Source organism: Halarchaeum acidiphilum MH1-52-1, assembly GCF_000474235.1.
Taxonomy (GTDB): domain Archaea; phylum Halobacteriota; class Halobacteria; order Halobacteriales; family Halobacteriaceae; genus Halarchaeum; species Halarchaeum acidiphilum.
The window spans coordinates 35,796-61,423 of sequence record NZ_BATA01000003.1 but is presented as its reverse complement, the minus strand read 5'-3'; the positions used below and the strand labels follow the sequence as shown (position 1 = coordinate 61,423).

Annotated in this window: 25 protein-coding genes, 1 tRNA gene and 5 pseudogenes; 14 read left to right on the top strand and 17 right to left on the bottom strand. The window is 69.8% G+C overall.

Annotation, left to right across the window (positions count from 1 at the left end; translation table 11 throughout):
* Positions 1–21: 21 nt before the first annotated feature.
* The 3 genes from AOZ13_RS01250 to AOZ13_RS01240 all read right to left on the bottom strand — a co-directional run bounded on the left by AOZ13_RS01250 (position 22) and on the right by AOZ13_RS01240 (position 2,418).
* Positions 22–285 carry a hypothetical protein gene (locus AOZ13_RS01250; RefSeq protein ID WP_020221429.1) on the bottom strand — a complete coding sequence of 88 codons (264 nt, stop codon included), beginning with the start codon at positions 283–285 and terminating at the stop codon, positions 22–24.
* A gap of 196 nt (positions 286–481) precedes the next feature.
* Positions 482–1,354, bottom strand: coding sequence for a ZIP family metal transporter (locus tag AOZ13_RS01245; RefSeq protein WP_020221428.1), 873 nt, complete (start codon positions 1,352–1,354; stop codon positions 482–484).
* Complete coding sequence (locus AOZ13_RS01240; RefSeq protein ID WP_021779589.1) at positions 1,351–2,418, bottom strand: CNNM domain-containing protein; 1,068 nt, start codon at positions 2,416–2,418, stop codon at positions 1,351–1,353. Before AOZ13_RS01240 ends, AOZ13_RS01245 begins: the two co-directional genes overlap by 4 nt.
* A 111-nt stretch (positions 2,419–2,529) precedes the next feature.
* Here AOZ13_RS01240 and AOZ13_RS01235 point away from each other — a divergent pair, with 111 nt between their 5' ends.
* The 3 genes from AOZ13_RS01235 (at position 2,530) to AOZ13_RS01225 (ending at position 4,938) form a co-directional block, all read left to right on the top strand.
* Positions 2,530–3,447 (top strand): DUF7544 domain-containing protein, encoded by a 918-nt coding sequence (locus AOZ13_RS01235; protein ID WP_021779588.1) that lies wholly within the window; start codon positions 2,530–2,532, stop codon positions 3,445–3,447.
* A 251-nt stretch (positions 3,448–3,698) separates the two neighbouring features.
* Entirely contained in the window at positions 3,699–4,622 is a 924-nt protein-coding gene (locus AOZ13_RS01230) for a pyridoxal phosphate-dependent aminotransferase (protein WP_234402801.1), read from the top strand.
* Between the two features lie 25 nt (positions 4,623–4,647).
* Positions 4,648–4,938, top strand: a complete 291-nt coding sequence (locus AOZ13_RS01225) for a PRC-barrel domain-containing protein (RefSeq protein WP_020221198.1) — start codon at positions 4,648–4,650, stop codon at positions 4,936–4,938.
* Here the strand turns inward: AOZ13_RS01225 and AOZ13_RS01220 are convergent, their stop codons facing one another.
* Positions 4,939–6,402 (bottom strand): DHH family phosphoesterase, encoded by a 1,464-nt coding sequence (locus AOZ13_RS01220; protein ID WP_044957319.1) that lies wholly within the window; start codon positions 6,400–6,402, stop codon positions 4,939–4,941.
* Between the two features lie 134 nt (positions 6,403–6,536).
* Here AOZ13_RS01220 and AOZ13_RS01215 point away from each other — a divergent pair.
* Positions 6,537–6,610: transfer RNA gene (locus tag AOZ13_RS01215), tRNA-Lys, on the top strand.
* 617 nt (positions 6,611–7,227) lie between these two features.
* Here AOZ13_RS01215 and AOZ13_RS01210 read toward each other — a convergent pair.
* The 9 genes and pseudogenes from AOZ13_RS01210 to AOZ13_RS01170 form a co-directional block, all read right to left on the bottom strand.
* On the bottom strand, positions 7,228–8,307 hold the full coding sequence (locus AOZ13_RS01210; RefSeq protein ID WP_020221195.1) for a methionine synthase: 1,080 nt from the start codon (positions 8,305–8,307) through the stop codon (positions 7,228–7,230).
* Positions 8,304–9,301, bottom strand: a pseudogene (locus AOZ13_RS01205) (5-methyltetrahydropteroyltriglutamate--homocysteine methyltransferase). The gene AOZ13_RS01210 and the pseudogene AOZ13_RS01205 overlap by 4 nt, the downstream one beginning before the upstream one ends.
* Positions 9,302–9,383: 82 nt before the next feature.
* A complete protein-coding gene (locus AOZ13_RS01200) occupies positions 9,384–9,755 on the bottom strand; it encodes a hypothetical protein (protein ID WP_020221193.1) in 372 nt (123 codons plus the stop codon).
* Between the two features lie 31 nt (positions 9,756–9,786).
* The gene (locus AOZ13_RS01195) at positions 9,787–10,374 is read right to left on the bottom strand and encodes a HemK2/MTQ2 family protein methyltransferase (RefSeq protein ID WP_020221192.1); all 588 of its coding nucleotides are present in this window, start codon (positions 10,372–10,374) and stop codon (positions 9,787–9,789) included.
* The gene (locus AOZ13_RS01190; RefSeq protein WP_021779582.1) at positions 10,358–11,572 is read right to left on the bottom strand and encodes a mechanosensitive ion channel family protein; all 1,215 of its coding nucleotides are present in this window, start codon (positions 11,570–11,572) and stop codon (positions 10,358–10,360) included. The genes AOZ13_RS01195 and AOZ13_RS01190 overlap by 17 nt, the downstream gene beginning before the upstream one ends.
* Positions 11,572–12,404 (bottom strand): annotated as a pseudogene (locus AOZ13_RS01185) (16S ribosomal RNA methyltransferase A). Before AOZ13_RS01185 ends, AOZ13_RS01190 begins: the two are co-directional and overlap by 1 nt.
* A 32-nt stretch (positions 12,405–12,436) precedes the next feature.
* A complete protein-coding gene (locus AOZ13_RS01180) occupies positions 12,437–13,012 on the bottom strand; it encodes a DUF655 domain-containing protein (RefSeq protein WP_020221189.1) in 576 nt (191 codons plus the stop codon).
* A gap of 63 nt (positions 13,013–13,075) precedes the next feature.
* Entirely contained in the window at positions 13,076–13,435 is a 360-nt protein-coding gene (locus AOZ13_RS01175) for an RNA polymerase Rpb4 family protein (RefSeq protein ID WP_020221188.1), read from the bottom strand.
* Between the two features lie 2 nt (positions 13,436–13,437).
* Entirely contained in the window at positions 13,438–13,728 is a 291-nt protein-coding gene (locus AOZ13_RS01170) for a 50S ribosomal protein L21e (RefSeq protein ID WP_020221187.1), read from the bottom strand.
* Between the two features lie 110 nt (positions 13,729–13,838).
* Between AOZ13_RS01170 and AOZ13_RS01165 the strand changes: the two genes are divergently transcribed.
* Together AOZ13_RS01165 and AOZ13_RS01160 are read left to right on the top strand one after the other, a co-directional pair.
* Positions 13,839–14,513: an MBL fold metallo-hydrolase gene (locus tag AOZ13_RS01165; protein WP_021779579.1), complete on the top strand. Its 675-nt coding sequence runs from the start codon at positions 13,839–13,841 to the stop codon at positions 14,511–14,513.
* 10 nt (positions 14,514–14,523) lie between these two features.
* A complete protein-coding gene (locus AOZ13_RS01160) occupies positions 14,524–15,183 on the top strand; it encodes a 2,5-diamino-6-(ribosylamino)-4(3H)-pyrimidinone 5'-phosphate reductase (protein ID WP_021779578.1) in 660 nt (219 codons plus the stop codon).
* Here AOZ13_RS01160 and AOZ13_RS01155 read toward each other — a convergent pair.
* Both AOZ13_RS01155 and AOZ13_RS15555 read right to left on the bottom strand, forming a co-directional pair.
* A complete protein-coding gene (locus tag AOZ13_RS01155; protein ID WP_020222227.1) occupies positions 15,171–15,959 on the bottom strand; it encodes a nucleotidyltransferase domain-containing protein in 789 nt (262 codons plus the stop codon). The genes AOZ13_RS01160 and AOZ13_RS01155 overlap by 13 nt on opposite strands.
* 22 nt (positions 15,960–15,981) lie before the next feature.
* Positions 15,982–16,274: pseudogene (locus AOZ13_RS15555) on the bottom strand (DUF7545 family protein).
* Between the two features lie 105 nt (positions 16,275–16,379).
* Between AOZ13_RS15555 and AOZ13_RS01150 the strand changes: the two are divergent.
* Both AOZ13_RS01150 and AOZ13_RS01145 read left to right on the top strand, forming a co-directional pair.
* Complete coding sequence (locus AOZ13_RS01150; protein ID WP_020222225.1) at positions 16,380–16,553, top strand: HVO_2753 family zinc finger protein; 174 nt, start codon at positions 16,380–16,382, stop codon at positions 16,551–16,553.
* 2 nt (positions 16,554–16,555) lie between these two features.
* The gene (locus AOZ13_RS01145) at positions 16,556–16,822 is read left to right on the top strand and encodes an elongation factor 1-beta (RefSeq protein WP_020222224.1); all 267 of its coding nucleotides are present in this window, start codon (positions 16,556–16,558) and stop codon (positions 16,820–16,822) included.
* Between the two features lie 72 nt (positions 16,823–16,894).
* On the opposite strand, the gene AOZ13_RS01140 is transcribed toward AOZ13_RS01145, so the two are convergent.
* Positions 16,895–17,428, bottom strand: coding sequence for a DUF6149 family protein (locus tag AOZ13_RS01140; protein ID WP_020222223.1), 534 nt, complete (start codon positions 17,426–17,428; stop codon positions 16,895–16,897).
* A 167-nt stretch (positions 17,429–17,595) separates the two neighbouring features.
* On the opposite strand from AOZ13_RS01140, the gene AOZ13_RS01135 reads away from it, so the two are divergent.
* From AOZ13_RS01135 to AOZ13_RS15545, 5 genes and pseudogenes are all read left to right on the top strand, one after another.
* Complete coding sequence (locus AOZ13_RS01135) at positions 17,596–18,867, top strand: Single-stranded DNA binding protein (protein ID WP_020222222.1); 1,272 nt, start codon at positions 17,596–17,598, stop codon at positions 18,865–18,867.
* A gap of 121 nt (positions 18,868–18,988) precedes the next feature.
* Positions 18,989–20,752, top strand: a complete 1,764-nt coding sequence (locus AOZ13_RS01130; RefSeq protein ID WP_234402800.1) for a hypothetical protein — start codon at positions 18,989–18,991, stop codon at positions 20,750–20,752.
* Positions 20,753–21,490 (top strand): metallophosphoesterase, encoded by a 738-nt coding sequence (locus tag AOZ13_RS01125; protein ID WP_021779574.1) that lies wholly within the window; start codon positions 20,753–20,755, stop codon positions 21,488–21,490.
* A gap of 116 nt (positions 21,491–21,606) precedes the next feature.
* Positions 21,607–21,684 (top strand): annotated as a pseudogene (locus AOZ13_RS15550) (zinc ribbon domain-containing protein); the annotation flags it as partial.
* A gap of 25 nt (positions 21,685–21,709) precedes the next feature.
* Positions 21,710–21,793: pseudogene (locus AOZ13_RS15545) on the top strand (MarR family transcriptional regulator); the annotation flags it as partial.
* 25 nt (positions 21,794–21,818) lie between these two features.
* Here AOZ13_RS15545 and AOZ13_RS01115 read toward each other — a convergent pair.
* Positions 21,819–22,601, bottom strand: a complete 783-nt coding sequence (locus AOZ13_RS01115; RefSeq protein ID WP_021779573.1) for a creatininase family protein — start codon at positions 22,599–22,601, stop codon at positions 21,819–21,821.
* A gap of 91 nt (positions 22,602–22,692) precedes the next feature.
* Here AOZ13_RS01115 and AOZ13_RS01110 point away from each other — a divergent pair, with 91 nt between their 5' ends.
* Complete coding sequence (locus AOZ13_RS01110) at positions 22,693–25,536, top strand: DEAD/DEAH box helicase (RefSeq protein ID WP_049933659.1); 2,844 nt, start codon at positions 22,693–22,695, stop codon at positions 25,534–25,536.
* The last annotated feature ends 92 nt before the right edge of the window (positions 25,537–25,628 follow it).

Genomic DNA, 25,628 nt, shown 5'->3' with positions numbered 1-25,628 from the left:
ACCGCGTGCTGAATCGACGACCTACGCCGCCGGTCGTCCCCGTCCGCCGCGGGAGCGCACGAACAGGTAGCACAGTGCCACCGCCGCGGCTTCGAGGACGAGGAGACCGGTGGCGACCGCGAGCGTCGGCACGGTGAACAGCACCGCCGCCCCCACGAGGAAGACGATGACCGCGCCGACACGCGGGTAACGCGAGCCGTGACGAGTCGCCACCGCGTAGACGCCGGCGGCGACGAGTGCCTGTGCGAGGAGGAGGACGACCGCACCGGGACCGAAGGCGGGCATGTCTCACGCGACGGTTGAGCGTCGCAAAAACGTTCCGCCGCCGACGCCGGTCGTCCGCTCTGTTCAGGCGGTCCGGCGGCCCTACGGTCCCACTGCACTCACGCCGCACTTCGCTTGGCGTTCGTGCTGTGCGTCGCCCCTACGGGCCGACGTGCTCACGCTTCGCGACGTTCAGCGTTCGTGCTGTGCGTCGCCCCTACGGGCCGACGTGCACGAACAACAACGGGACCATCACTCCCGCGCCGGCGAGCGCGCCCGCGAGGAACGCCGGGATACCGCGATGCGGGAGGTCGGATCCGGCGTCGAGGGCGTCGGGGACGAACTCGGTGCACACGAGGTAGATCATCGCGCCGCCGGCGAACCCGAAGCCGAAGGGGAGGAAGGCGCGGGCGACGCGGACGAACGCGAACGCGATCACGGCGCCGATGGGCTGCGGGAGACTGGAGAAAACGGCGGCGCCGACCATCCGCCACTCGCCGACGTCCATCGCCTTCAGCGGGATGCTGACCGCGAGACCCTCCGGGACGTTGTGCACGCTGATGGCGACGGTCATCAGCACGGCGAGCGGCGGGACGGCGAGTCCGAGGACGTCGACGCCGCCGCGGAGACCGAGTTCGGCGAAGGAGACGCCGACGGCGACCCCCTCCGGGAACGAGTGGACGGTGAGGACGCCGAGGACGAGGACGAGCGTCCGGAGGTCGGCCGTGGCGATGGCGGACGGATCGATGTCGGGGCTGACCGTCCCGCCGTCGACGGTCGCGCCGTCGCCCCCGACGTCGAGGCGAGCGAGCAGGCGATCCGAGACCTCGACGAGGACGACGCCGACGAGCGCGCCGGCGGCGAGGAGGACCGGGAGTCCGTGCGAGTACGCGAGGCCCTCGCGGGCGAGACCGAAGACGGACGCGGCGAGCATGATGCCGGAGGCGACGCCCCAGAGCGCGACCGTCGCGCGATCCGAGATCTCCTCGACGTAGAAGAACGGGAGCGCGCCGAGACCGGTCGCGAGGTCGGTGACGAGACCGGCGACGAAGACGAACGCGAGCGCCTCGAACCCGGTCCCGCCGGTCATATGTCCGGCTCCTCGACGGGATCGCCGAGTTCGCCCGTGATCTCCTCGAAGGCGTCCGTCGGCGTCACCATCCCCGTCACGTCGCCGCCGTCCACGACGAGGGCGAGTTCCTGCTTGCGCGCTTGGAACGCGTCGATGACGGCCGCGACGGAGGCGTCCGCCGCGACGGACATCGGTTCGTGCGCGATTTCGCCGATCGTGAGGTCGCCGTCGCTGAGCGCGTCGTACTCGCGGAGGACGACGGGCGTGTAGACGATCCCCTCGAACTCGTCGAGGGAGTCGCCGACGAGCGGGAAGCGCGTGTGCGGGTGGGTCTCCATCACCGCGAGGTTCTCCGCGAACGTGTTGTCCGTGGAGAGCGCGACGATCGCCTCGCGCGGGACGGCGACGTCGCGGACGGGTTCGGTGCCGATTTCGAGGGCACCGAGCACCTCCTCGCGGCGCTCCTCGGATTCGACGCCGCGCCGGAGGACGTCGCCCATCGCCTCGCGGAGGCCGGCGCGCGTCCGAACGTCCGCCTCCCCCTCCGTCTCTTCCTCGGTCCACGAGCGCGTCATCTCGACTCCGAGCGCGGAGAGCGACGTCTTCGCCAGCCAGTCGGCGAGACTGATCACGGGGTAGAACGCCTTCGTCCAGTAGTAGAGTCCGAGCGCGCCGTAGCGCACGACCTGCTGCGTGCGCTCGACGCCGAGGTACGTCGGGATCTGCTCGCCGACGACGACGTGCGAGAAGTTCACGAGCGCGAACGCGACGACCGCGGCGAGGGCGTGCGACGGCGCGGTCCCGACCGAGACGCCGAGCGCGTGGAGCACGGCCGCCACCGCCGGCTCCGCGACGACGCCGAGACCGACGGACGCGATCGTGATTCCGACCTGACACCCCGAGAGATAGACCTCGAGCTCCTCGGTCATCTCCCACGCCCGCCGGAGACCCGGCTCGTCGAAGGCCGACTCGGGGAACTGCCGGACGCGCGTGAGCGAGAACTCCGCGACGACGAAGAAGCCGTTCATGAGGAGGAGGGAGACGCCGCCGATGAGGCGGAGCGCGAGGACGGCCGGGTGCATCGTCTCGGAGTGAGTCGGCCGCCAATGGTAAAGCCGACGGCCCGCGGCGGAGGCTCGGGGCGACACCGCCCGGGTCGTCGTCTTTTTCCTCCACCGCGCCCAGATCCGGGTATGTCGTGGTACGCCGTCGAGACGCTCCGCCGCGCGTACGCCGAGACCCGCGGCCTCCTCCTCCCCGTCCGCACCGGCGTCTGGCTCCGGTTCGCGCTCCTCGCCGTCTTCGCCGGCGGGACGCCCCTCCGACCGCCCGGCGTCGGCATCGCGGTCCTGCCGCTGAACGGGGTCGGTCTCCCGACGACGGCCGTCTCGCCGCTGTCGCCACGGGTGCGGGGACTCCTCGCGTTCGCGCTCGTCCTCGTCCTCGTCCTCGGTCTGCTCGCCTCCGTCTTCGAGTTCGTCCTCGTGGACGTCGCGGAGGCGCGCGGTGACGCGCTCGCGCCCTCGGTCGTCGCGCACCTCGGCGACGGTCTCCGGCTCCTCGGCTTCCGCCTCTGTCTGGGCGCGCTCGTCGTCGTCCCGCTCGGCGCGCTCGTCGCCGGCGCACTCATCGCGACGCGCGGCGGTTCCGCCGTCGGTCTCCTGCTCGCCGTCGTCGGCGTGCTCGTCGTCGGAGCGCTCGGCGTCGGCGCGCTCGTCGCGTCCGCGCTCACGACGTCGTTCGTCGTCCCGCTGATGGCGCGCGGCGAGGGCGGCGTCCGCGACGGGTGGCGCACGCTCTGGCCGGCGCTCGTCGCCGCTCCGGGCGAGTTCGGCGTCTACCTCCTCGTTCGAGCCTGCCTCGGCGTCGCGTACGTCGTCGCGGGGAGCGTCGTCGCCGGCGCCTTCGCTCTCCCGTTCGCTCTCGCGTACGGCGCCACGGTCCTCGGCGGCCGCGTCGCCACGTTCGCGGGCTTCATCGCCGTCGCGCTCGCGGCCCTCGGTACCGTCTGCTACCTCGTCTTCCTCCGCGGGCCCGCGACGGCCTATCTACGCTACCACTCGCTGCTCGTCCTCGATCGACTCGACGCGCCGTACGCGTTCCCGACGTAGCCGGGAGCGACAACGGCTTTGGGTGCCGGGCGTGAAGACCCGGGCGTGTTCCCCCATATCGAATACCTCGAGTGGTTCGAGGGACGCCCCGACGTCGCGATGTACGATCTCGGGTCGAGCGACCTCCGTAGCGTCACCGAGGAACAGGAGCGCCCATCGACCGTCCCGCCCGCGCTGGAGGGGCGTTCCGACCCACCGGTCGGGGCGACCCTCGAAATGCAGATCGCGGGCGAGTACGGCGTCGACCCCGAATGCGTCCTCGTGACCGCGGGCGCGAGTCACGCGAACTTCCTCGCCATCGCCACCGCGCTCGACGCCGATCCCGAGAGCGAGCGGGCCGAGGACGAGCGCCTGCGCGCGCTCGTCGAGAAACCCGGCTACGAGCCCCATCGACGCACCCCGGAGCCTTCGGCGCCGCGGTCGATCGCTTCCTCCGCGAGGACGACTACCGCCTCGTCCCCGAGCGCGTCGAGAAGGCGCTCACGCCCGACACGCACCTCGTCACCGTGACGAACCGACACAACCCCTCGGGGCGGCTGGCGGAGCGCGAGACGCTCGCGGCGGTCGCGGATCACGCCCGCGACTACGACGCCCGCCTCCTCGTCGATGAGGTGTACGCGCCGTTCGTCACCGACGCGCAGGCCCGTGCGGACGGCCCGCTCGGCGGCCCGACCGCCGCCGGCATCGAGGACGCCGTGATCACGGGCTCGCTCACGAAGTTCCTCGGTCTCGGCGACCTGCGGATCGGCTGGCTCATCGCCGACGCCGACTTCGTCGAGCGCGCCCGCGAAGTCGCCCACCACGTCCCGAGCGTCGCCGACGTCTCGCGCGCGTACGGGATGCGCGCGTTCCACCACAGCGAGGACCTGCTGGCGGACCAGCGCGCGATGCTCGCGGAGAACTCGGCGCTCCTCGCGGAGTTCATCGCGGAGCGCGACGACGTCGAGGGGTTCGTCGCCGACGGCAGCACGTTCGCCTTCCTCGAGCCGACGGCCGTCGACACCGACGACCTCGTCGAGCGCGCGTGGGAGAACGGTCTCCTGCTCGCCCCCGGCCGGTTCTTCGAGGACGACGCGCGCGTTCGCGTCAGTCTCGGGCGCGCGCCCACCGACATGGACGCCGCGCTCCGCGTGCTCGCGAGCCTCCTCGACGCGCCCGATAGCTCCAAGAGTTAAGAGGCGGCGCACCTTCGAGGCGGACATGGACGACACACCGCAGGAGATCACGACACTCGTCGGCCGCGAGGTCTACTCGAACAACGGCGTCTTCGTCGGCGAGATCGAGGACATCCGCCTCGACCTCGACGCCGAGGTCGTCAACGGGCTCGCGCTCGGCGAACTCAATCCCGACCTCTTCGAGGACTACGACACCGGCCGGCGCGGCGTCATCGTCCCCTACCGGTGGGTGCGCGCGGTCGGCGACGTCGTCCTCATCAACGACGTCATCGAGCGGCTCAAGACGGACGACGACGCCGAGACGGCGATCGCCTGATTAGCTGCTGCCGTTCTGCGCGGTCGACGCCGTCTCCTGATCGACGCCCATCGCGTCGAAGAGCTTCCGTTTCACCGCCTCCTCCGTGAGTCCGAGAAGGGTCTCGCGGTTCTCCTCCGACGTCTCGATACCCGTGAACAGCCCGAGCGGGATCTCCGCGGATCCCTGCGTGGAGTGCCCGCCGGCCTCGCCGATGTCGCGGAAGGCGTCCTGCAGGACCTTGCCGATGTTCATCCGGATGTCCTTCGAGCGCGCGGCGAGGTAGATCGTGTCGTCGACGATCCCGAACACCGCGGTCGTCGTGATCCCCTCGAGATTGAGGAGTTGTTGGGCGGCCTGCGCGAGCGCGTCGCGATTGCGGATGAACCCCGCGTCGCTGATCAGGTGACTCCCCTGCACGTCGCGGTTCGTGATCGCCTCCGCGAGCACGTCGAGGGTCTCCGGACTCATGTTCGGCGACTCCACCTGCTCGAGGACGTCGTGGTCCGCGAACGGGTAGAGGTAGGCCGCCGCCGTCAGGTCCGCGGGCGTCGTCTCGCGGCGGAAGTCGAGCGTCTCCGCGCGAATCCCGTAGAGGAGCGCCGTCGCGACCTCCTGCGAGACGGAGAGGTCGAACTCCTGAATGTACTTCGTGAGGATCGTCGAGGTCGCGGAGACGTTCGGGCGGACGTCGACGAACTCGGCGTCCACCTCGTCGCCCGCCTCGTAGTGGTCGATGAAGATGTCGATGGGACCCTCGACCTGCATCTCGCCGGCCTTCGCGGGATCGACGAGCGCGATGGTGTCGTAGTCGTCGATATCGACGTCGTCGTACGGCGTGAGTTCGATGTCGAGGAGGTTGACGAACGCCCGGTTCTCCTGATGGCCGATCTCGCCGAAGTAGAGGATGTCCGCCTCGACGTCGAGGTGGTCGGCGATGGACTGGAGCGCCGCCGCGGCGGCGATGGAGTCCGGATCGGGGTTGTCGTGGGTGACGATGGCGAGCTGCGACGTCGACCCCTCGATGACCTCCGCGAGCTGGCGGGCCTTGTATTCGAGCTCGCCCGATTCGAGGGCGTGGAGGGCGGCGTCCGCGATCACGGAGGAGGGGTTGATGACGACGTCCGCGCCGAGTTCGGTGAGTTCGTCGCTCGAGACGGGATCGCTCGCGCGCACGACGAGGAACTGCTCGTCGTCGCGCTCGCGGATGTTGCGCACCGCGGCCTCGTTGGCCTCGACGTCGGAGGCCATCACGAGGACGACGTCGCGGTCGGCGACGAGTTCCGCGACCTCCTCGTCGCGGATGTCCGCGGCCTGCGCGTTCAGATCCTGATCGCGCAGCGCCTCGACCCGGGATTCGTCCTGATCGACGATGAGCACGTCCTTCCCGCGCTCGACGAGTTCCTCGGCGACCGCGTGTCCGACGCTCCCGCAGCCGAGGATGGCATACGTCGACATGGACGAGATCGTGGCCCGGCTACTCATGTTACGGGCCGATACCGTACGCCGTCACTTAACCCTCCCGACAGCGGGAACGCGCGTGATCCCCGTCACCGCAACGCACGTCGCCCCCGGAAAGAAACTTATTTGACTACCCCGCGGTAAGTCGTGAATGCGTTGGGCCGGTAGCTCAGTTAGGCAGAGCGTCTGACTCTTAATCAGACGGTCGGGGGTTCAATTCCCTCCCGGCCCGTTTTCCTGCGAACAACCTGAGCAGTGAAAACGCCCGGGAATTGAGCAAGCGAGTCGCAGCCGAACGAAGTGAGGACCGTCTCGCCCCAGTTCAATTCCCTCCCGGCCCGTTTTCCTGCGAAGGACCCGATGACGCGCAGAGCGCGTCGTCCGCGACGATCGGACGTGCCATCCGGTTTCGCGATCGGCGCCCGCGACGACGAATCGGGTTCGATCGACGTCGCATCGTGGGGCCGGCGCTCCGACTCGTGGAGGTGGTCGATCCGGTGAGTGACGCGCGGAGCGTGGACGCTCGGCTGGGACGTCGAGAAACGTCTCCGACGAGGTTCCGATGGCGACCCCTCCCCCCGAAGGGGCCACCGTCTGTCGGAGACGAGAGTGGATATTCGTGCACCGCGGATAGTTCTTCCCCTGTTCGGACCAGAGTCCGGATCGCGCGATCCAGCCGCAAATCACAACTCGCTCGCGGACACATCGCCCCGTGTATGTCGGCGTTCGAGACCTACGAGTGTCCGACCCGTGGAAGCGAGTTCAAGGCGTGCGAGGACGCGAACGCCGCCGAGACGGGCTACTGCTCGCCGGCGTGTCAGACGGGACGCTGATCGCGGCGCGGCGACGCTACTCGCGGCGCGCGCGCTCGCTGATCGCGGCGGCATCGATCTCGCCGCTGTCGAGGTCGGCTTCAATCTCGCGGGCGGCGCGGACCATGTTTTCCGTCTTGCCGGAGGCGATCTCGCGCGGGAGGAGCTTCAGTCCGCAGTCGGGGCTGACGGTGAGCTTCTCCGGTGGGACGACCTTCAGGCCCTCGCGGATGTTGCGCTTGATCTGCTCGACGGACTCGACGTCGGCGGTGTGGGCGTCGACGACGCCGAGCGCGAGGTCCGGCTCGAAGTCCGGCTCCGTGAAGACGTCGATCTGCTCGTAGTCGCCGTTCGCGAGTTCGACGTCGAATTCGTCGATCGGGTAGTCGTTGATCTCGGGATAGATGCGCGAGTAGTCGCCGTAGCAGACGTGGAGTCCGACGCGGACGTCGTCCGGGAGGTCGGCGACGATCCGATCGAGGCACTCGCCGACGATGGCGTGATCGTCGGGCGTGGTCGCGAGGGCCGGCTCGTCGATCTGGATGTAGCGCGCGCCGGCCTCGACGAGCTTCGTGACCTCCCGATTGACGAGATCGGCGAGATCGTAGGCGAGGTCGGCGTCGGTGTCGTAGACCTCGTTGAAGCTCCACGACGCGAGGGTGTAGGGTCCGGTAATGGGGACCTTGACGGGGCGGTCGGCGACGCCGGCGGCGAACTCGTACTCGTCGAGGAGCCACGGCTCGTCGTACGCGACCGGGGAGGCGACGCTGGGCTTATCGAAGTAGTTGTGGCCCCAGACTTTCACGGGACCGTTGAACTCGTAGCCGTCGATGCGTCGGGCGAAGAACTCGACCATCTCCTCGCGGCGCATCTCGCCGTCGACGACGACGTCGAGACCGGCGCGTTCGTGCTCGTGCGTGACGATTCGGCAGGCGTCGTCGAGGGCCTCCGTCCAGTCGTCGTCGTCGAAGGATTCGTCGTCGGCCTCGTGGAGGTCGCGGGCGCGATTCAGCCACGTCGGCTTCGGGTAGGAGCCGACGACGGTGGTGAGGAGGAAGTGCTCGTGGGGGTGATCGGTCGGTCGGAACCGCTCGCGGACGTCGACGGCGTCGCTCATCGGGACACCTCCGTCTCGGCGGCGACGCCGGCGGCGAGCGCGTCGAGTTTCGCCTCGAAGGTGCCCACCGGCAGGTAGAACAGCTCGGTGTTCGGGGTGGCGTACACGGTGTCGAAGTCGCTGACGGGAACGCTCTCGCGGAACCACTCGACGCGCTCGCGGACGGTCTCGCGCGTCTCGACGAGCGTGTTCTGTCCGTCGACGAGACCGAGCGCGACGGAATCCGCGGTGCCGTACTCCTGCACGAGGTAGGCGCTCTCCTCGTGGGCGCTCACGAGGTCGTAGCCGAGCGCCGCGACGTCCGTGTCGAGGAGGTGCGCGTGCAGTTTCTCGCCGAGCGCGCCCCAGTAGGTGTGGAGGACGACGTCCGCGTCGATGGCGTCGGCCACGGCGTCGACGGCATCACGAACGCGCTCGTGGATGTCGTCGTCGGGCGGGGCGGCGACGAGACTCGGTTCGAGGACGAAGACTGTCTCGACGGCGTCGGGGAACGCCGCGACTTCGCCGGCGAGGAAGTCCGCGACGCGTCGAGGAAGGCCGCGAACGAGCCGTAGTGCTCGTCGGTCGCGAGGTCGGTGAGCGAGTAGGGACCGGGGACGACGGCCTGCAAGTCCTCGGTGAGGCGGGCCGCGGCGTCGAGGTCGGCGGCCATGTCGCCGTCCTCGGTGAGCGGGCCGGTGACGACCGGCTCGCGGTAGAAGTTGTTGTTGTCGTAGTAGCGCACGATGCCCTCCGTCCGGACGTTGTCGTGGACGCAGAGCGGGTGGGCGAGCATGTCGTCCCAGCGCGCTTGCCCCTCGACGACGCGGTCGAGTCCCGCCTCGCGTTGGACGCTCACGAGGCGCTCGCGGGCGGCGTCGTAGGCCGCGGTCACGTCGGCGGACTCGTCCCCGCCGATGAGGTCCGCCTTCTGGTGTCCCTTGAGGTCGGCGAGGCGCTCCCGTTGTGCGTCCGGGAGCGGGAAGAGGCCGGCCGTCGTCGCGACGTGTTCCATGTGCTCGACGCTACGCGAGCACCGTGGTTAATATTTTCCCTACCGGATTATTCACGGTAGTAATTCCCCGGTGGACGCGCACTCAGTCGGCGAGCGCGCGCGAGCGTCGCGTGAGGTAGACGGCGGCGAGGAGCGAGTCGAGGACCGGCACGACGATCAGACCGAGACCGAGGAACCCCCAGTTCGCCGGATCGGGCGCCCATTCGACGTCGGCGTCGCGGATCGCGCGGGCGTCCCGATAGAGCGCGATGGGGAGGCCGGCCCGCACGATCACGGCGATCGCGAGGAAGGGCGCGGCGGCGACGAGCACCATGGAGGGATCCATCCCGTCCGCCGACACGTAGACGAATCCGGCGAGCAGAACGGCGAAACAGGCCTCGACGACCGTCACGATCGGCATCGCGAGGACGAGTAGCCACCACCGCGAGTCGACGTCCGACGACCCATCGCTCATGCATTCGGGTAGCGGGCCGGCGGGCAAACACCTACCGGACCAGTTTCAACACCGAGAGCGTCTCGAAGGGGAACGACTCGTCCGCGAGCGCGACGGTCGAGAACCCGCGTTCGCCCGCGTAGTCGACCACTTCGTCGACGCCGGTGAGCGTGCTGACGAGGAGGAGGACGTATCCGTCCGGCGAGAGCACGCGTCCGACGTCGTCGAGGAACGCCTCGACGACCTCCCGCCCGGTCTCGCCGCCGGTGAGCGCCACCTCCATCCAGTCGTCGCGCGCGGCCGCCGCGTCCGCCGGGAGATAGGGCGGATTGAACAGCACGACGTCGAAGGCGTCGGCGCGGAAGGGCGCGACGAGGTTCGCCCGAACCGCCTCGACGCCGGCGTCGCGAGCGCGCCGACACGCGTGCGGGTTCAGATCGGTGCCGAGCACGCGCGCGCTCGTCTCCGCGGTGACGGTCGCCGCGACGTACCCCGATCCCGTCCCGACGTCCGCCACCAGATCCGACTCCGATACCGCCTCGCACGCGACGTCGGCGAGCAGGCGCGAATCCTCCGCGGGATCGTAGACGTCGGTCTCGACGCCGCGACGCCCCGCGAGGTCGTCACCGCTCATGCTCATCCTCCCCGGCGTCCGCACTCTCGCTTCCATTATCATCCGTCTCGTCCGCGTTCTCGCTCACCGCTCCTTCGACGGCCGCCGATCGTTCGTCCCCGTCGCTGTCGCCGTCGCCCGGCGACGGAGCGTCGCGCACGCGGAACCCGTCCGCCTCCGGGCGCGCGGACACCTCGCGCTGGGGGTACGGGATCTTGATGTCGTGCTCGGCGAAGGCCGCGTGGACCGCGGAGATGACCGCGGTGTGTGCGCGCCACTTCCGGCGCGCGCTCGGCTTGTCGATCCAGAACCGGAGGTCGATCGTGACCGCGGAGTCGCCGAACTCGGTGAGGACGGCCTGCGGGCGCGGGACGGAGAGTACGTCCTCCAATTCGCCCATCGTCTCCTCGGCGACCTCGACCGCCTCATCGACGTCCGTCTCGTAGTCCACGCCCACCGCGACGTGCAGGCGCAAGCGGCCCTTCCGCGAGCGGTTGACGACCTCCTCAGAACCGACGTAGTCGTTCGGCAGCATCACGTACTCGCCGTCGAACGTCTGGATGCGCGTGTTCACGATGCTGATCTCGGTGACGATCCCCTCGTTGTCCCCGACCTGCACCCAGTCGCCGATCTCGAACGGCCGCGCGAACATCAACACGAAGCCGGCGAGTACCGCACCGAGCGTCTGTCGCGCCGCCATCCCGAGCACGATCCCGAGGAACCCCGCACCGATGAGCAACCCGGAGAGGTCGATCTCCCAGAGACCGAGTAGCCCGAGTACCCCCGCGAGGTAGATCGCCAGTTGAGCGATGCGAAAGGCGATCTCGGCTTCGTGATCGCTGATGCCGTCGCGACGCTTCGCGCCGTTCTCGATGGCGCGTTTCACCACGCCGGTCCCGATGTACGCGACCACGACGATCACGAGCGAGACGAACCCCTTCGCGCCCAGCTCCAGCGGATTGCCGAACCGCCGGACGAGGTCGACGAACTCCGACTGGAGTCCCCAGATGTAGATGATCGTCCCGATCTCCGTGACGGCCAGACAGAGCACCAGCAGGCCGAGCAGGAGGTCGATGAGCCGCAGGTCGAGCTTCTCGCGCAGCGAGTCGCCGACCCAGCGGAGGACCCACCAGAACGCGACGACCACGACGAGCGAGCCGACGGTGAGCGCGATGGCGTCCGCGTGGTCCGCGATCGCGCTCGCGATCGAGAGCCACCCCGCCATTACGACGGGTCACCGTGTTCGGCGGCGAGCGCGGCGAGTTCCGCGAACGTCGCCGGCGGGAGGTTGCCGGGGCGCTTCCGGAGGAGGTCCTCGTCCGCCGCCGACACGACCGCTTCGGGATCGTCGAGTCCCGAGATGTGTCCCGTGTTCCGGATCGCGTTTCTGACCGTTTTGCGCCGCTGCGTGAACAGGGCCTTCACGAAGCCGAGGAAGAACGCCTCGTCGTCCACCTCGTAGTCGGGATCGCGCGGCGTCGTCCGGACGATCGCCGAGCGCACGCGCGGCTGCGGGTCGAACGCCTCCTTGGGCACTTCTTCGACCACCTCGCGTCCGCGTAGTGCTGTGCACTCACGCTCAGCCGACCGTACGCGTCGTCGTCGACGTCCGCGGCCATCCGCTCCGCGAACTCGTGCTGGAACATCAACACGGTAGGCTCGCCCTCGGGGAGCAAGCGGAAGGCGAGCTCGCTCGACGCCGAATAGGGGAGGTTCGAGATGCAGCAGGTGTAGTCGGGGAGTTCGACGTCGAGCGCGTCGCCCTCGATCACGGTGAGCCTCCCGGCCTCGCGGGCGTCGACGAACTCCTCGCGGAGGTGCGCGGCGAGGTCGGGGTCGCGCTCGACCGCCGTCACTCGATCGGCGACGGCGAGCAGGCGATCGGTGAGCGCACCGGGACCGGGACCGACCTCGAGGACGTGCGATCGATCGAACGCCTCGGCGTACGTCGGAATGCGGTCCAGAACGCGGTCGTCGACGAGGAAATGCTGGTCGAAATCCGGGTTTCCGCGGCCCGCACGCCGGATGAGCGCGTCGGGGTCCCGTCGCTCGGTCATTGACGGACGTACGCCACCGAGTCGTGTAAACCCTACTTTCCGCGGCCGCTCGGCGTGAAGGCGTGGTACTTCACGTCCTCGCCCCGGATCTCTTGGAGGACGCGCTCGACGATGATCTCCGTTGGATCGTGAAGGCCGTCGACGCGCTCCTCGATGTCCGCGAAGCTCTCGAAGGGACCGCGCTTGCGCTCGTCGAGGATCTTATCGCGGAGCGTGTCGCCGATCCCCGGGAGGAGATTGAGCTGGTGGAGGCGCAGCGAGACCGCCCCGGCCTCGTTGTAGAACTCGAGGAACGGCTCGGGGTTCGCCTCGATCAGCTCCTCGACGACGTACTCCAACTCGGACTGCGCGCCCGCGGAGAGATCGTCGTAGGCGACGGCGTTCACCCGGCGAATGCCCGCCTCGGCGTCGGGCGCGACGCGCACCCGATCGCCGATGGAGACGTCCGCGTCGTCGTCCATCACGAACTCATAGAGCGCGAAGTCCTCGACACCGACGGCGAGTCCGACCTGTCCCCGCCGGAATGCCGCGCGGTCGTCGTCCGACCGACCGTGTCGGAGCACGTCGAGGACGACGGCCTCGGTTCCGTCGGCTGAATCGTCGCTCATGGCCGAACGTACGACGAGGGGAGTCTTAAAAGGTCGGCTGACGGGTCGGGAATCCCGACGTAGTCAAGCGTATTTCGCGACGACGTCCAGCACGTCGTCGAGTTCGTCGCCGGAGAGCGCGTAGCGCTCCTGCGCGAAGACGGCGCGCAGCTCGTCGCGGTTGCGCGGCAGCAGGTCCGCGATCTTCACGGCCGTCGCGGCCTCCTCGACGCCCTCCAGTTCGAGGAGTTCCTCGACGAGTTCGCGGGACTCCTCGCCTTCGAGGACGGCGAAGCGGTTGACGTGCTCGACGGCGCGCGCGAGCTCGTAGCGGAGTTCGCGCTCCTCGTCGGCCGCGCGCTCGGCCTCGACGTCGGCGAGGAGGTCACGCGCCTCCGAGACGGTGAGGAACTCCTCGTCGACGGTCTCCTTGAAGATGGTCACGCTTACTCTTGCGCGCGGAGGTGCGCGGGCTTCGCGATGATGGTCTTCTCCTTGCCGCCGTCGTTGATCCGGACCTTGAACGCGCGGCCCTGCGTGCCGATGACGGTGCCGGTGTGCCCGGAGAAGCGCGGGTGGAAGCGACCCTCGTTGACCGACGGGTCGATCTTCAGGTGCACCTTCTGCCCCTCGTCGAACTCGGCGACGGCGCGCTGGGGCGGGGAGGTCCCGCGTTCGCGGGGCTTGTTCGAGAGCTTGTTCCGCGTGGTGTTGAGGGGGCCGTTGGAGCTCGGCATAGTCGTATGAGGAGTCGTACTGGCGTCGCAGTTATAAAACGCACGTTCCCGTCTCGACAGCGGTCGCCGCCACCTCAACTGTTTTCCGCGAGCCGCGACCACCGGCATCCATGGCACTCGCGGACGGCGTCTTCGACCTGCCGGTGACCCTAGAGACCGAGAACGGCGAGCGAGCGTTCCACCCCAGCGCGGTGGCGCTTCCCGACGGCGGCGTCCTGCTCGTCGACACCGGTTTCGCGCACACGCTCGACCAACTCGACGACGGACTCGCCGAACACGGCTACGCCCTCGACGACGTCCGGTACGTCCTGCTCACCCACCAAGACGGCGACCACGCGGCCGGGCTGGCCCCGCTCCGCGAGCGCCTCGACCACCCCGTCACGGCCTTCGCCCACCGCGACGACGCGCCCGTCGTCGAGGGTCTCGAAGACCCACTGAAGGGCGACCCCGCCGACCGCTACGATCCCGCCCCCGTGGACGTGCAGGTCGTCGACGGCGTCGAGATCCGCACGGCCGCCGGGCCGCTTCAGGTCGTCGCGACGCCCGGCCACACGCCCGGCCACGTCTCGGGCTACCTCCCGGACGCGGGCGTCCTCCTCGCCGCCGACGCGACGATCGCCGAGGGCGGCGAACTCGTCGGCCCGAACGAGCGCTTCACGCCCGACCTCGAACGCGCCTACGAGTCCCTCGACGCGCTCGCGAACCTCGCGTTCACCGACGTCCTCTGCTATCACGGCGGGCACGTCGAGGCCGGACCCGAGGACGTCGCGGCGCTGAGCGAGTAGCGATCACCCGATGCGCGTCCACGTCAACGCCGCGACGAGCGTCGACGGCAAGCTCGCCTCTCGGCGGCGCGAACAGCTCGCCATCAGCGGTCCCGCGGACTTCGAGCGCGTCGATCGACTCCGCGCCGCGAGCGACGCCGTGATGGTCGGCGTCGGCACCGTCCTCGCGGACGATCCCTCGCTCACCGTGGACGATCCCGACCGCGTGGCCGAGCGCGAGGCGCGCGGCGATCCCGCACAGCCGACGCGGGTCGTCGCGGACTCGAACGGGCGCACGCCGACTGACGCGCGCGTCCTCGACGACGCGGCCCCGACGGTCGTCCTCGTCGCGTCGAGCGCGCCAGACGAGCGCGTCGACGCCATCGCCGACGCGGGCGCGACCGTCGTCGTCGCCGGCGACGGCCGCGTCGATCTCCCAGCGGCGTTCGCGCGACTGGACGAACGGGACCTCTCCGACGTGATGGTCGAGGGCGGCGGCGAACTCATCTTCTCGCTCTTCGACGCCGGCCTCGTCGACGCGCTCACCGTCTACGTCGGGAGCATGCTCGTCGGCGGCCGCGAGGCCCCGACGCTCGCCGACGGCGCGGGGTTCACCGAGGACTACCCCGAACTCGACCTCGTCGACGTCGAGCGGCTCGACGACGGCGTGCTGTTGCGCTACGACTTCTGAGTTCGTTCGAACGCCGTCCGCACGAAGTCGTTCACGCGCTCGCGCTCGATGCCGCGGACGGCGTGAACGGTCGGATCGATGCCCGTCGGGAGCGCGACGATCGCCGGGTCGAGCTGTTCCGCGCGTTCGTCGCCCTCGCCGGCGCGCTTGCGTGTCACGAGCCGGCGGGCCGTCTCGACCCACGCGTCGGGGAAGCGTTCGCCCGCGTCGTCGAGGAACGCCGGGAACACCGGGTTCGGGAACGCGTGCGCGTCGCGGACGTATCGGGCGAAGAGCGCGGCACGAACGACGACGAGCGCGCGCGAGACGGTGGACGACTCATCGGCCTCGTACTGGCTCGTGGCGAGCGAGCGATAGTGGTGGTAGCAGTCGATCGGCGAGAACGCGCCGAGCGCGTACTCGCGGAGCGCGTCGAGACCCGGACAGCCGCGGTAGACCGCCGGTGACGCGAGCGCTTCGAGGGCGGTCGGGTTCGACTCCGTGAGCAGTTCGGCGAAGCGCGTGAGGTTCCACGCGCGGACGTCCACTGCGCGGTCCCCGTCCTCGTCCCCGGCGCCATCGCCGACCGCGTCGTGGATCGACGCCACGTAGCCGTCGAGGACGACGTACTCCGCGGGCGGTTGAGCGTAGACGACGGTGACGTCGTGGTCGCTGGCAGGACCGGCGTGCCCCCACGCTCGGCTCCCGGCCTCGACGGCGACGCACACGCGGACGTCGCGCTCGCGTTCGAGCGCGCGGAGCGCGTCGGCGACGACCGGTGGCGTGGTCGTCGGCATCGTGTGGGGGAGAAGAGAGGCGTTAGTGGGAGTGGCCGGTCGCCTCGCCGTACGTGACGCCGAAGCGCTCCTCGAAGCGTCGAGCGTCGACTCCTCGATGGCTTCGAGTTCGTCGCTGGCGTCGCCCTCGCCGTGGTGGGCGAGCGTGTGCGCGCGGTTGGCGAAGCCCATCAGGGCGATGTCGGCGACGACCTGCGCCATCGACTCGTCGTCTTCCTCGCCGAGCAGGTCGACGAGCCCCGCGGGGATCTCGACCTCGTCGCTGCCGTCCGGACCGTCGACGCTGAACGTCACGGTCTCGACTGCGTCAGTCATGAGTTCGTGGTTCGGGGGTCCGACGCAAAAGCCTGCCGAAGGGCCGGAAGCGGCGGCGAAGCGAGAAGGAAGAGTTAAAACCGCTCGCGCGGCTACCCTGTGCGTATGAGCGAAGCACGACAGGCGCGCAAGTGCGTCTCCTGTGGGATCAACATCTCCGGCACGAACGCCGCGTCGTTCAAGTGCCCCGACTGCGGCGCGCAGATCTACCGCTGCGCGAAGTGCCGCAAGCAGAGCAACCTCTACGAGTGTCCCGACTGCGGGTTCCGAGGGCCGTAACGATGGGGAAGGTCGCCGCCGTCCTCAAGGTCATGCCGCAGAACCCCGAGATCGATCTCGACGAACTCAAGGGGGATCTCGAGGACTCGCTGCCCGAGGGCGCCAAGCTCCGCGGGTTCGAGCAGGAGGAGGTCGCCTTCGGTCTCGTCGCGCTCCTCTCCACCGTCGTCGTGCCGGACGACGCGGGCGGCACCGAGGCCGTTGAGGACGCCTTCTCCGGCGTCGACGGCGTCGAGTCCGTGCAGGTGCAGGAGACCGGTCGCCTGTAGACGCGCGCTTCGGTTCTCGACGACGGCCCCGCGCCGTCCCGTTCGTCTCTCACCGCACAGCCGCGGCACCGCTCACGTCTCGTTCTCACCCGGTTCGCGCACCCATTCGAGGTCCGTGTGCAGGTAGATGCCGTCGACGTGTCCGGGTTCCGCGATGGGGTAGTCGCCGTCCAACCGCTCGGGCGTCTCCGGCGCGTCCGGGAAGCCGCCGGGCGGCGCGAACTCCCCGAACGGGCGTTCGAGCGTGCAGCCGTGGCGCTCGAAGAAGCCCCGGTACTTCTCGTAGTAGGCCTCGCGCTCGTCCGGCGGGAACTCCAACAGGTCGCCCCAGCCGCGCTCGTAGAAGTCGAACGCCCCCTGCACGTGCGTGATCTCGCGGGCGTGACTCTCCGGGTAGCCCTCGGCGAGCGCGCGCTCGTAGACGTCGATCGACGTCTCGAAGACGGCGCGCAGGTGGTCCTCGCGCGCGTCGGCGTCGCGCTCGCTCGCCTCGGTGAAGAAGTCGACGTGGAGGCCGACGAGCCAGTCGCGGACGAACGAGCGCACGACGGGCACGTCGAGCGCGATCTGGGCGACGTAGTTCCGCCACGTCTGATAGAGGCGCATGGCAACGGGTAGCGTCGCCGCCGGGAAGGGGATTCGGGCCGCACGAGCGCGATTCGAGTGCGCGGGGGGAGACGCGTCTCAGCGACCGACCTCGTCGCGACAACAGTCGCGACTCACGCGCGCCCGCGCGAAGAACGCTTTTACGTCCCCCGCGCCAAGTGTCGGTGATGGATCTCGAATCTCGCGCCGAGGAGCTCGCCTCCGACCTCGGTGTTGACAAAGAGGAGGTCGAAGAGGGACTCCGCAACCTCGTGGAGTACAGCGTGCCGATGGAGGAGGCCGAGCAGAGCCTCCGCCGGAAGTACGGCGGCGACACCGGGACGTCGTCCGCCCCCACGTCCGCCGATCTCGCGGACGTGACGCCGGACTCGGGCAACGTCACCGTGACCGCGAAGGTCCTGACGGTCGGCAAGCGATCGATCCGCTACAACGGCGACGACCACGTCATCTTCGAGGGCGACCTCGCGGACGAGAGCGGCACGCTCTCCTACACCGCGTGGGACGACTTCGGACTCGAAGCCGGCGACGTCGTCCGGATCGGCAACGCGAGCGTCCGCGAGTACGAGGGGCACCCCGAGCTGAACTTCGGGGAGTCCTCGACCGTGACGGTCGCCGACGAGGACCTCGACGTCCCCTACGAGGCGGGCGGCGAGGCCGCCCTCGACGACCTCGAAGCGGGCGACCGCGGCGTGACGCTCGACGTCCGCGTCGTCGAGGTCGAGCGCAAGACGATCGACGGGCGCGACGGCGAGACGGAGATCCTCTCCGGCGTGCTGGGCGACGAGACGGCGCGGCTCCCCTTCACGGCGTGGGAGGTCGTGCCCGCGCTCGAGACGGAGGGCGCGAGCGTCCACGTGGAGAACGCGTACGTCCGGGAGTTTCGCGGCGTCCCCTCGGTGAACGTCTCCGAGTTCTCCGCGGTCGCCGAGCGCGATCAGCCCGTCGAGGTCGGCGGACCGACGCGCATGACGGTCCGCGGGGCCGTCTCTGGTGGTGGCGCGTACGATGTCGAACTCGTCGGGAACGTCATCGAGGTCCGGGACGGCTCCGGACTGATCGAGCGCTGCCCGGAGTGCGGGCGCGTCATCCAGAAGGGCCAATGTCGGACCCACGGCGAGGTCGAGGGCGAGGACGACCTCCGCGTGAAGGCGATCCTCGACGACGGGACGGGGACGGCGACCGCGATCCTCGGCCGCGAGCTGACCGAGGACGTCTACGAGGGCACACTGGAGGACGCGCTCGACGCCGCGCGCGACGCGATGGACCGCGAGGTCGTCGCCGACGACATCCGCGAGTCCGTCGTCGGGCGGGAGTACGCGGTGCGCGGACACCTCTCCGTCGACGAGTACGGCGCGAACCTCGAAGCGGTGCGATTTCGGGAGAGCGGCGACGATCCGGTCGAGCGGGCGCACGACCTGCTCGCGGAGGTGAGCGCATGAAGTCGCGTCGGACCGCTGGCCCGACTGGCTCACACTCGCCGGGGGTGGCTCGCGTGAGTCGCGCGAACCCGAGCGGCACGAGGGGTCGCGGAGTAGCGAACGCGCGACCGGAGGGATGCGCGTGAGCCAGTCCGAGGACGGCGAGGAGCGCCCGAGCCGCGAGGTCGCGTGGCGCCTCTTCGCCGCCGAGTTCGACGACGCGGACTACCAGTTCGCGGAGAGCGACGAGGAGCGCGCCCCGAACTACGTCGTCACGCCGACGGGCGCGCGCGTCAACCGCCTGTTCGCCGTCGGCGTCCTCACGTCCGTCGAGCAGGTGAACGAGGACGTCGTGCGGGCGCGCGTCGTCGACCCGACGGGCGCGTTCGTCGTCTACGCCGGCCAGTACCAGCCGGACGCGCTCGCGTCGCTCGAGAACGCCGACGTGCCCTCGTTCGTCGCGGTGACGGGCAAAGCGCGGACGTTCTCGCCGGACGACTCCGACGCGGTCTACACGTCGATCCGGCCGGAGAGCGTGAACGCCGTCACGCCCGAGACGCGCGATCGCTGGGTGGTCTCGACGGCCGAGCGGACGCTCTCCCGGATCGGCACGTTCGCGGACGCCCTCGACATGGCGGAGCGTGGCGACGACCTGACGGACGCGCTCGTCGAACGCGACGCGCCGTACGAACTCGCCTCGGGCATTTCGCACGCCATCGACCACTACGGGACGACGCCGGCGTACCTCGCGGCCGTTCGCGAACTCGCGCTCGACGCGACGCGCGTCGTCGCCGGCGACCTCGACGAGGTCGAGGCGCTCGCGCTCGCGCCGAACGAGGGCGACGGGACGGACGCCGATCTCTCGTATCCCGACGCGGCGCTCGCCGAGACCGAGGCGAGCGAGGAGGGGGCGTCGATGGATGAGCGCGTCGAAGCGACGCCGGAGGGCGAGACGGTCACGCAGGAGAGCGAGCCGTCGCCCGACGATTTCGAAGCCGAGACGGAGACCGAAGCGACGGAGATCGAAGCCGAAGCGACGGGACCGGCTGAGCACGAAGCGACGGCCGAGAGCGGGTCGGCGTCCGAGGACTTCGCGGCCGCGCGGGCCGAGCCGTCGCCCGACGACGAGTCCGCGGGAGCGGTGAGCGACCGCTCGCCCGACGACTTCGACGGCGGGGAGACGGAGACCGAAACGACGGCCGACGAGTCCGAGCGCGAAGCGACCGCGTCGGCGTCGAATACCACCGAATCGACGTCCGAGACGGCCGAGAGCGGGTCGGCGTCCGAAGGCGGCGATTTCGCGGCCGCGCGGGCCGAGCCGTCGCCCGACGACGAGTCCGCGGGAGCGGTGAGCGACCGATCGCCCGACGACTTCGACGGCGGGGAGACGGAGACCGAGGAGTCCGCGGAGGACGAGCAGTGGGAGATGGACGAGGAGACGCGCGCCGAGGTCGAGGAGGAGTTCGACGTCGGCTTCTCGTCCGGGGAGGAGATCCCCGAAGGCGGCGAGGCGGACCGCTCGTCTGACGGTGATGAGGCGAGCGACGACGAGACTGGGGGAGCCGACGCCGATCTCGGCGGCTTCGAGTCGTCCGCGGACCTCGACGAGGCCGACGAGGCCGACGAGGCCGACGATCTCGACGCGTTCACCGAGTCCGAGTACGACGAACCGGAGAGCGAGGCGGAGGACGCGGAGTCCGCGCCGCCGGACGTCGGCTTGGAGGACCTCGTCATCGACTACATGGACGACCTCGACGACGGCGACGGCGCGAACCGCGACGAACTCGTGCGCACCGTCATGGAGGAGACGGACGCGGACGAGGACGCCATCGAGGACGCGATTCAGTCGGCGCTGATGAGCGGAAGGTGTTACGAGTCCGGCGACGACCACCTCAAGGCCATCTAGATGGCGCGGGTCGAACCCGTCCCGGGGCGGCCGGCCGCGGTCGCCGACCTCGGCGACGAGTCGGCCCTCGTGGTCGCGGACTACCACGCCGGCATCGAGCGCGCGCTCCGCCGCGACGGCCTCGAAGCCCCCTCGCGCGCCGACGAGCGACGCGATCGCGTGCTGTCGCTCGTCGTCGAGACGGGCGTCGATCGCGTCGTCTTCCTCGGCGACCTCGGCCACCGGATCGGCGAGCCGCGCGGCGCGGAGCTAGACGAACTCGAAACGCTGGTCGCCGAACTCCCCGTGCCTGTCACGCTCGTGCGGGGGAACCACGACAGCGGCATCGCGGACGCGCTCGGCGTCGACGTCACGCCCGCGACCGGCGCACGATTCGATGGTGTGGGATTCTGCCACGGCCATACGTGGCCGCGCCGCGAAGTCGTGGAAGCCGACGTCGTCTGCGTCGGGCACGAGCACCCGGCGGTCAGGCTGGAGGACGAGGTCGGGGGGAGCCGCGTCGAGCGCGCGTGGCTCCGCGGCCCGCTCGTCGCCGAACCGTTCGAGGCACACGGCGACGCGACGCTCGCCGTGAGCGGCGAGCTCGTCGTCTGCCCGGCGTTCAACGGGTACAGCGGCGGGACGTGGGTGAACGTCGCGGGACAGGAGTTCCTCGCGCCGTTCCTCCCCGACGCGTGCCCGGACGCGGACGCGTACCTGCTGGACGGCACGCGTCTCGGGCGCTACGACGCGTTGTAGCAGTAGTTGGCAGTTTCTTCGCACAGAAATCGCCCGTCGTTGACCGTATCGTTTCTCCGTCAGTATTTTCGTAGCTTTCACTCCTAACGCTCTTTACGGTGCATACCGTATCCTCGTTCGACGCCCACCCGGACGGGTTCGAGGCCGAGTTCATGGACAAGCCCCACCCTCCACGAGCGAACCCGTCATGGTGAGCGAAGTAGGGCGGGGTAGTTGACCGACCAACTTGGCACCGAGGACAAGGAGGCGTGGCGCGAGCACGCACCGCAGAACCCACACCCGAGCGTCGAGGACGAGCAGTGACCGACGACGTCGCTCCACTGATAGCCTACCCCTCGCGCGAGACGCGCTCGGGTGCGCGCAGTTCGTCCCAGTCGCGCGCGGCGAGCCACTCGCAGAGTTCTTCGAGCTGGTCGCTCGCGGCGTCGAAGAGCTCGGCGCCCGTTTCGGCGTTGGCGTCCGTCTGGTCGCCGAACGCGCCGTTATCGGAGTTCTCGACGGCGTCGTAGAAGGTCGCGGCGCCGTTGCGGACGCGGACGGATTCCTCCGGGTTCGGGGCGCCGCCGTCGCGAGCCTCGGCGAACCGGTCGTCGTGAACGAGTTCGGGGCGGAGGTGTTGGATGAGCGCGGTCTCCTTCGGGCCGGCGTGGGGACCGTTGCGCGCGAACGCCTCGTCGACGAGGTCGGGGATGGACTCGTCCCACATCCACTCGATAGCGTAGGCGACGTCGTCGTCGCGGAGCCGCCGTCCGACCTCGCGGAGGTGCTGGACGTTCCCGCCGTGGGCGTTCACGAAGACGACCCGGTCGATGCCGTGGTAGGTGAGGTTCCGGACGAAACTCTCCACGTAGTCGCGGAACGCGGGCGGATCGACCCACGCGGTGCCGGGGAACTGGCGGTGGTGGGGGCTGACGCCGATCGTGACGGTGGGCGTCCGGAGGTAGCCCGTGCGTTCGGCGACCTCGGTCGCGAACGCCTCGGCGATGAGGTGATCGGTCGCGAGCGGGAGGTGCGGGCCGTGCTGTTCGGTGCTTCCGAGCGGGACGATGGCGAGCGTCTCGGACTCGAAGTAGGCTTCGAGGTCCGGCCACGCCTCGTCTGCGAGGTACACGCGTGTGAGCACGGCCCGCACCGCGAGAAAGGTTTGGGTGGCGCTCGCGACCGGCGAGGGGCTTAACTCGCCCGCGGCCCTTCGTTCGGTGATGAGTGAGACCGGCGTCGTGGACGCGTTCGCCCGCCTCGGGCCCGCGGTTCGCGACGCGCTCTCGGAACGCGGCTTCACCACGCCGACGGAGCCACAGCGACGCGCGATCCCGCCGCTCGTCGCCGGCCACAGCGCGCTCGTCGTCGCGCCGACGGGCACGGGCAAGACGGAGACGGCGATGCTCCCCGTGCTCGACGCCATCGCGACGCGGAAGGACGAGGAGAGCCACGTCCACGGCATCAGCGCGCTCTACGTCACGCCGCTGCGGGCGCTCAACCGCGACATGCGCGAGCGCCTCGACTGGTGGGGTGAGGCACTGGACATCGAGGTCGACGTCCGCCACGGCGACACCTCGGACTACCAGCGCTCGAAGCAGGCGAACGACCCGCCGGACGTGCTCGTGACGACGCCCGAGACCCTGCAAGCGATGTTGACGGGCGAGAAGCTCCGCACGGCGCTGAGCGACGTCGAACACGCCGTCGTGGACGAAGTGCACGAGCTCGCGGGCGCGAAGCGCGGCGCGCAGTTGGCGATCGGTCTCGAACGCCTGCGCGAACTCTCCGGGGCGTTCCAGCGCGTCGGACTCTCCGCGACCGTCGGCGACCCCGAGGAGGTCGGGAACTTCCTCACGGGCGGCCGCGACTTCGACGTCGTGGAGGTGGACGTCACTTCACAGGTCGAGTTCGACGTCGTCGCGCCGGAGATACGCGAGGAAGACGAACGCCTCGGGAACGAGCTCGTGACGAGCGCGGAGATGGCGAGTCACGTCCGGGCGATCCGGGACGTCGTCGAGCGCCACGACTCGACGCTGATCTTCGTGAACACCCGCCAGACCGCCGAAGCGCTCGGCTCGCGCTTCAAGGAGCTCGGGGCGAACATCGGCGTCCACCACGGCAGTCTCGCGAAGGAGGCGCGCGTCGAGGTCGAGGACGCGTTCAAGGCGGGCGAGTTGGACGCGATGCTCTGCACGTCCTCGATGGAACTCGGCATCGACGTCGGGCACATCGACCACGTCGTCCAGTACAACAGCCCGCGGGAGGTCTCGCGCCTCCTCCAGCGCGTCGGACGCGCCGGCCACCGCCGCGACGCGGTCTCCTCGGGGACGATCGTCGCCACGCATCCCGACGAGGTGGCGGAGGCGCTCGTCATCGCGCGCCGGGCCAGCGCGGGCGAGGTCGAGACGGTCGATATCCACCACGGCAGCCTCGACACGGTGGCGAACCAGATCGCGGGGATCGCGATGGACTTCGGCGACGTCTCCGCTCGCCGGGCGTACCGCATCGTCACGCGGGCCTACCCGTTCCGGGAGTTGGATGAGGAGACGTTCCGCGAGGTCGTGCGGGAACTCCACCACAATCGAGTGCTCTACCTGAACGAGGAGGCGGACGAACTCTCCTCGTCGGGGACGTGGCAGTACGTCTACGCGAACCTCTCGATGATCCCGGACGAGGAGACCTACGAGGTGTACGACATGGCGGCCGGGAGACAGGTGGGGACGCTCGACGAGCGCTTCGTCGTGAACTTCGCGGAACCCGGCGAGACGTTCGTCCAGCGCGGCGAGATGTGGCGCATCGCGGAGATCGACGAGGAGGAATCGCGAGTGAACGTCTCGCCGATCGCCGACCCGAGCGGCGAGGTGCCGTCGTGGACCGGTTCGGAGATCCCGGTGCCGCACGAGGTGGCCCAAGAGGTCGGCGAACTCCGCGGCGCCGCGGGCGCGCAGTTCGCGACCGGCGCCGACGTCGAGAGCGTCGCCCGCGACGTCGCGCGCCGCTATCCGGCGGACGCCGACACCGTCGCGAGCGCGCTCGACCCGATCGCCCGGCAGGTCGAGGCGGACGCGCCCGTCCCGACCGACGACCGAGTCGTGATCGAAGCGCAGGGGCGCGCGATCGCGCTGAACGCCGCGTTCGGCCACGAGGTGAACGAGACGCTCGGCCGACTGCTCTCCGCGCTCGTCGGCCAGCGCACCGGCTCGTCCGTCGGTCTCGACGCCGGGCCGTACAGAATCGAACTCGAAGTCCCGCAGGGCGTCCGCGCGAGCGAGGTGGAGACCGTGCTCCGCGAGACGGATCCCGAGCACGTCGCCGCGGTGCTCGAACTCTCCCTGAAGCGCTCCGATACGCTGAAGTTCACGCTCGCGCAGGTCGCCGCGAAGTTCGGCGCGCTCGATCGCTCGAAGGGCCGCGACGGCGTCGGCCTGAACCGAATCATGGGCGCCCTCGAGGACACGCCGGTCTACGACGAGGCGCTGCGGGAGGTGTTCCACACCGACCTCGACGTCGAGGGGACCGCGAGCGTGCTCGAACGCGTGCAGACGGACGACATCGAGGTCATCCGTCACGGCCAGCGCACGCCGATCGGCGTCGGGGGCCGATCCTCCGGGCAGGAACTCCTCACGCCCGAGAACGCGGACGCGAGCGTCGTCAAGGCCGTGAAGGAGCGACTGCTCGACGACCGCGTGAATCTCGTCTGCCTGCACTGCAATGAGTGGCGACAGGAGACGAAGGTGAAGCGCGTGCGCGACCAGCCGGAGTGTCCCCGATGCGGGTCCACGCGCATCGCCGCGCTCTCGCCGTGGGCGGACGACGTGGTGCGGGCGCTCGACGCCGACCCCGAGACGCGCGACGACGAACGGGAGAAGACGGTCGAGCGCGCCTACCGGAACGCGAGCATCGTCCAGAGCCACGGCAAGAAGGCCGTGATCGCGCTCGCCGCGCGCGGCGTCGGCCCGCAGAACGCCGCGCGCGTCATCAACAAGCACCGCGAGGACACGGCCGACTTCTATCGGGACATCCTCGAACGCGAGCGCGAGTACGCCCGGACGAAGGCCTTCTGGTAACGGACCTTTTTCGAGGAGTGGTCGGCTCCGCCGACCACTCCTCGAAAAAGCTCCACCAAAAAGGCCGCGCGCCGGCGGCGCGCGGTGGGGAA

Bases quoted from the DNA above. Each gene is read 5' to 3' on its own strand.
- AOZ13_RS01250 (WP_020221429.1), bottom strand. From the start codon at position 285: ATGCCCGCCTTCGGTCCCGGTGCGGTCGTCCTCCTCCTCGCACAGGCA.
- AOZ13_RS01245 (WP_020221428.1), bottom strand. From the start codon at position 1,354: ATGACCGGCGGGACCGGGTTCGAGGCGCTCGCGTTCGTCTTCGTCGCC.
- AOZ13_RS01240 (WP_021779589.1), bottom strand. From the start codon at position 2,418: ATGCACCCGGCCGTCCTCGCGCTCCGCCTCATCGGCGGCGTCTCCCTC.
- AOZ13_RS01235 (WP_021779588.1), top strand. From the start codon at position 2,530: ATGTCGTGGTACGCCGTCGAGACGCTCCGCCGCGCGTACGCCGAGACC.
- AOZ13_RS01230 (WP_234402801.1), top strand. From the start codon at position 3,699: ATGCGTCCTCGTGACCGCGGGCGCGAGTCACGCGAACTTCCTCGCCAT.
- AOZ13_RS01225 (WP_020221198.1), top strand. From the start codon at position 4,648: ATGGACGACACACCGCAGGAGATCACGACACTCGTCGGCCGCGAGGTC.
- AOZ13_RS01220 (WP_044957319.1), bottom strand. From the start codon at position 6,402: ATGAGTAGCCGGGCCACGATCTCGTCCATGTCGACGTATGCCATCCTC.
- AOZ13_RS01210 (WP_020221195.1), bottom strand. From the start codon at position 8,307: ATGAGCGACGCCGTCGACGTCCGCGAGCGGTTCCGACCGACCGATCAC.
- AOZ13_RS01200 (WP_020221193.1), bottom strand. From the start codon at position 9,755: ATGAGCGATGGGTCGTCGGACGTCGACTCGCGGTGGTGGCTACTCGTC.
- AOZ13_RS01195 (WP_020221192.1), bottom strand. From the start codon at position 10,374: ATGAGCATGAGCGGTGACGACCTCGCGGGGCGTCGCGGCGTCGAGACC.
- AOZ13_RS01190 (WP_021779582.1), bottom strand. From the start codon at position 11,572: ATGGCGGGGTGGCTCTCGATCGCGAGCGCGATCGCGGACCACGCGGAC.
- AOZ13_RS01180 (WP_020221189.1), bottom strand. From the start codon at position 13,012: ATGAGCGACGATTCAGCCGACGGAACCGAGGCCGTCGTCCTCGACGTG.
- AOZ13_RS01170 (WP_020221187.1), bottom strand. From the start codon at position 13,728: ATGCCGAGCTCCAACGGCCCCCTCAACACCACGCGGAACAAGCTCTCG.
- AOZ13_RS01165 (WP_021779579.1), top strand. From the start codon at position 13,839: ATGGCACTCGCGGACGGCGTCTTCGACCTGCCGGTGACCCTAGAGACC.
- AOZ13_RS01160 (WP_021779578.1), top strand. From the start codon at position 14,524: ATGCGCGTCCACGTCAACGCCGCGACGAGCGTCGACGGCAAGCTCGCC.
- AOZ13_RS01155 (WP_020222227.1), bottom strand. From the start codon at position 15,959: ATGCCGACGACCACGCCACCGGTCGTCGCCGACGCGCTCCGCGCGCTC.
- AOZ13_RS01150 (WP_020222225.1), top strand. From the start codon at position 16,380: ATGAGCGAAGCACGACAGGCGCGCAAGTGCGTCTCCTGTGGGATCAAC.
- AOZ13_RS01145 (WP_020222224.1), top strand. From the start codon at position 16,556: ATGGGGAAGGTCGCCGCCGTCCTCAAGGTCATGCCGCAGAACCCCGAG.
- AOZ13_RS01140 (WP_020222223.1), bottom strand. From the start codon at position 17,428: ATGCGCCTCTATCAGACGTGGCGGAACTACGTCGCCCAGATCGCGCTC.
- AOZ13_RS01135 (WP_020222222.1), top strand. From the start codon at position 17,596: ATGGATCTCGAATCTCGCGCCGAGGAGCTCGCCTCCGACCTCGGTGTT.
- AOZ13_RS01125 (WP_021779574.1), top strand. From the start codon at position 20,753: ATGGCGCGGGTCGAACCCGTCCCGGGGCGGCCGGCCGCGGTCGCCGAC.
- AOZ13_RS01110 (WP_049933659.1), top strand. From the start codon at position 22,693: ATGAGTGAGACCGGCGTCGTGGACGCGTTCGCCCGCCTCGGGCCCGCG.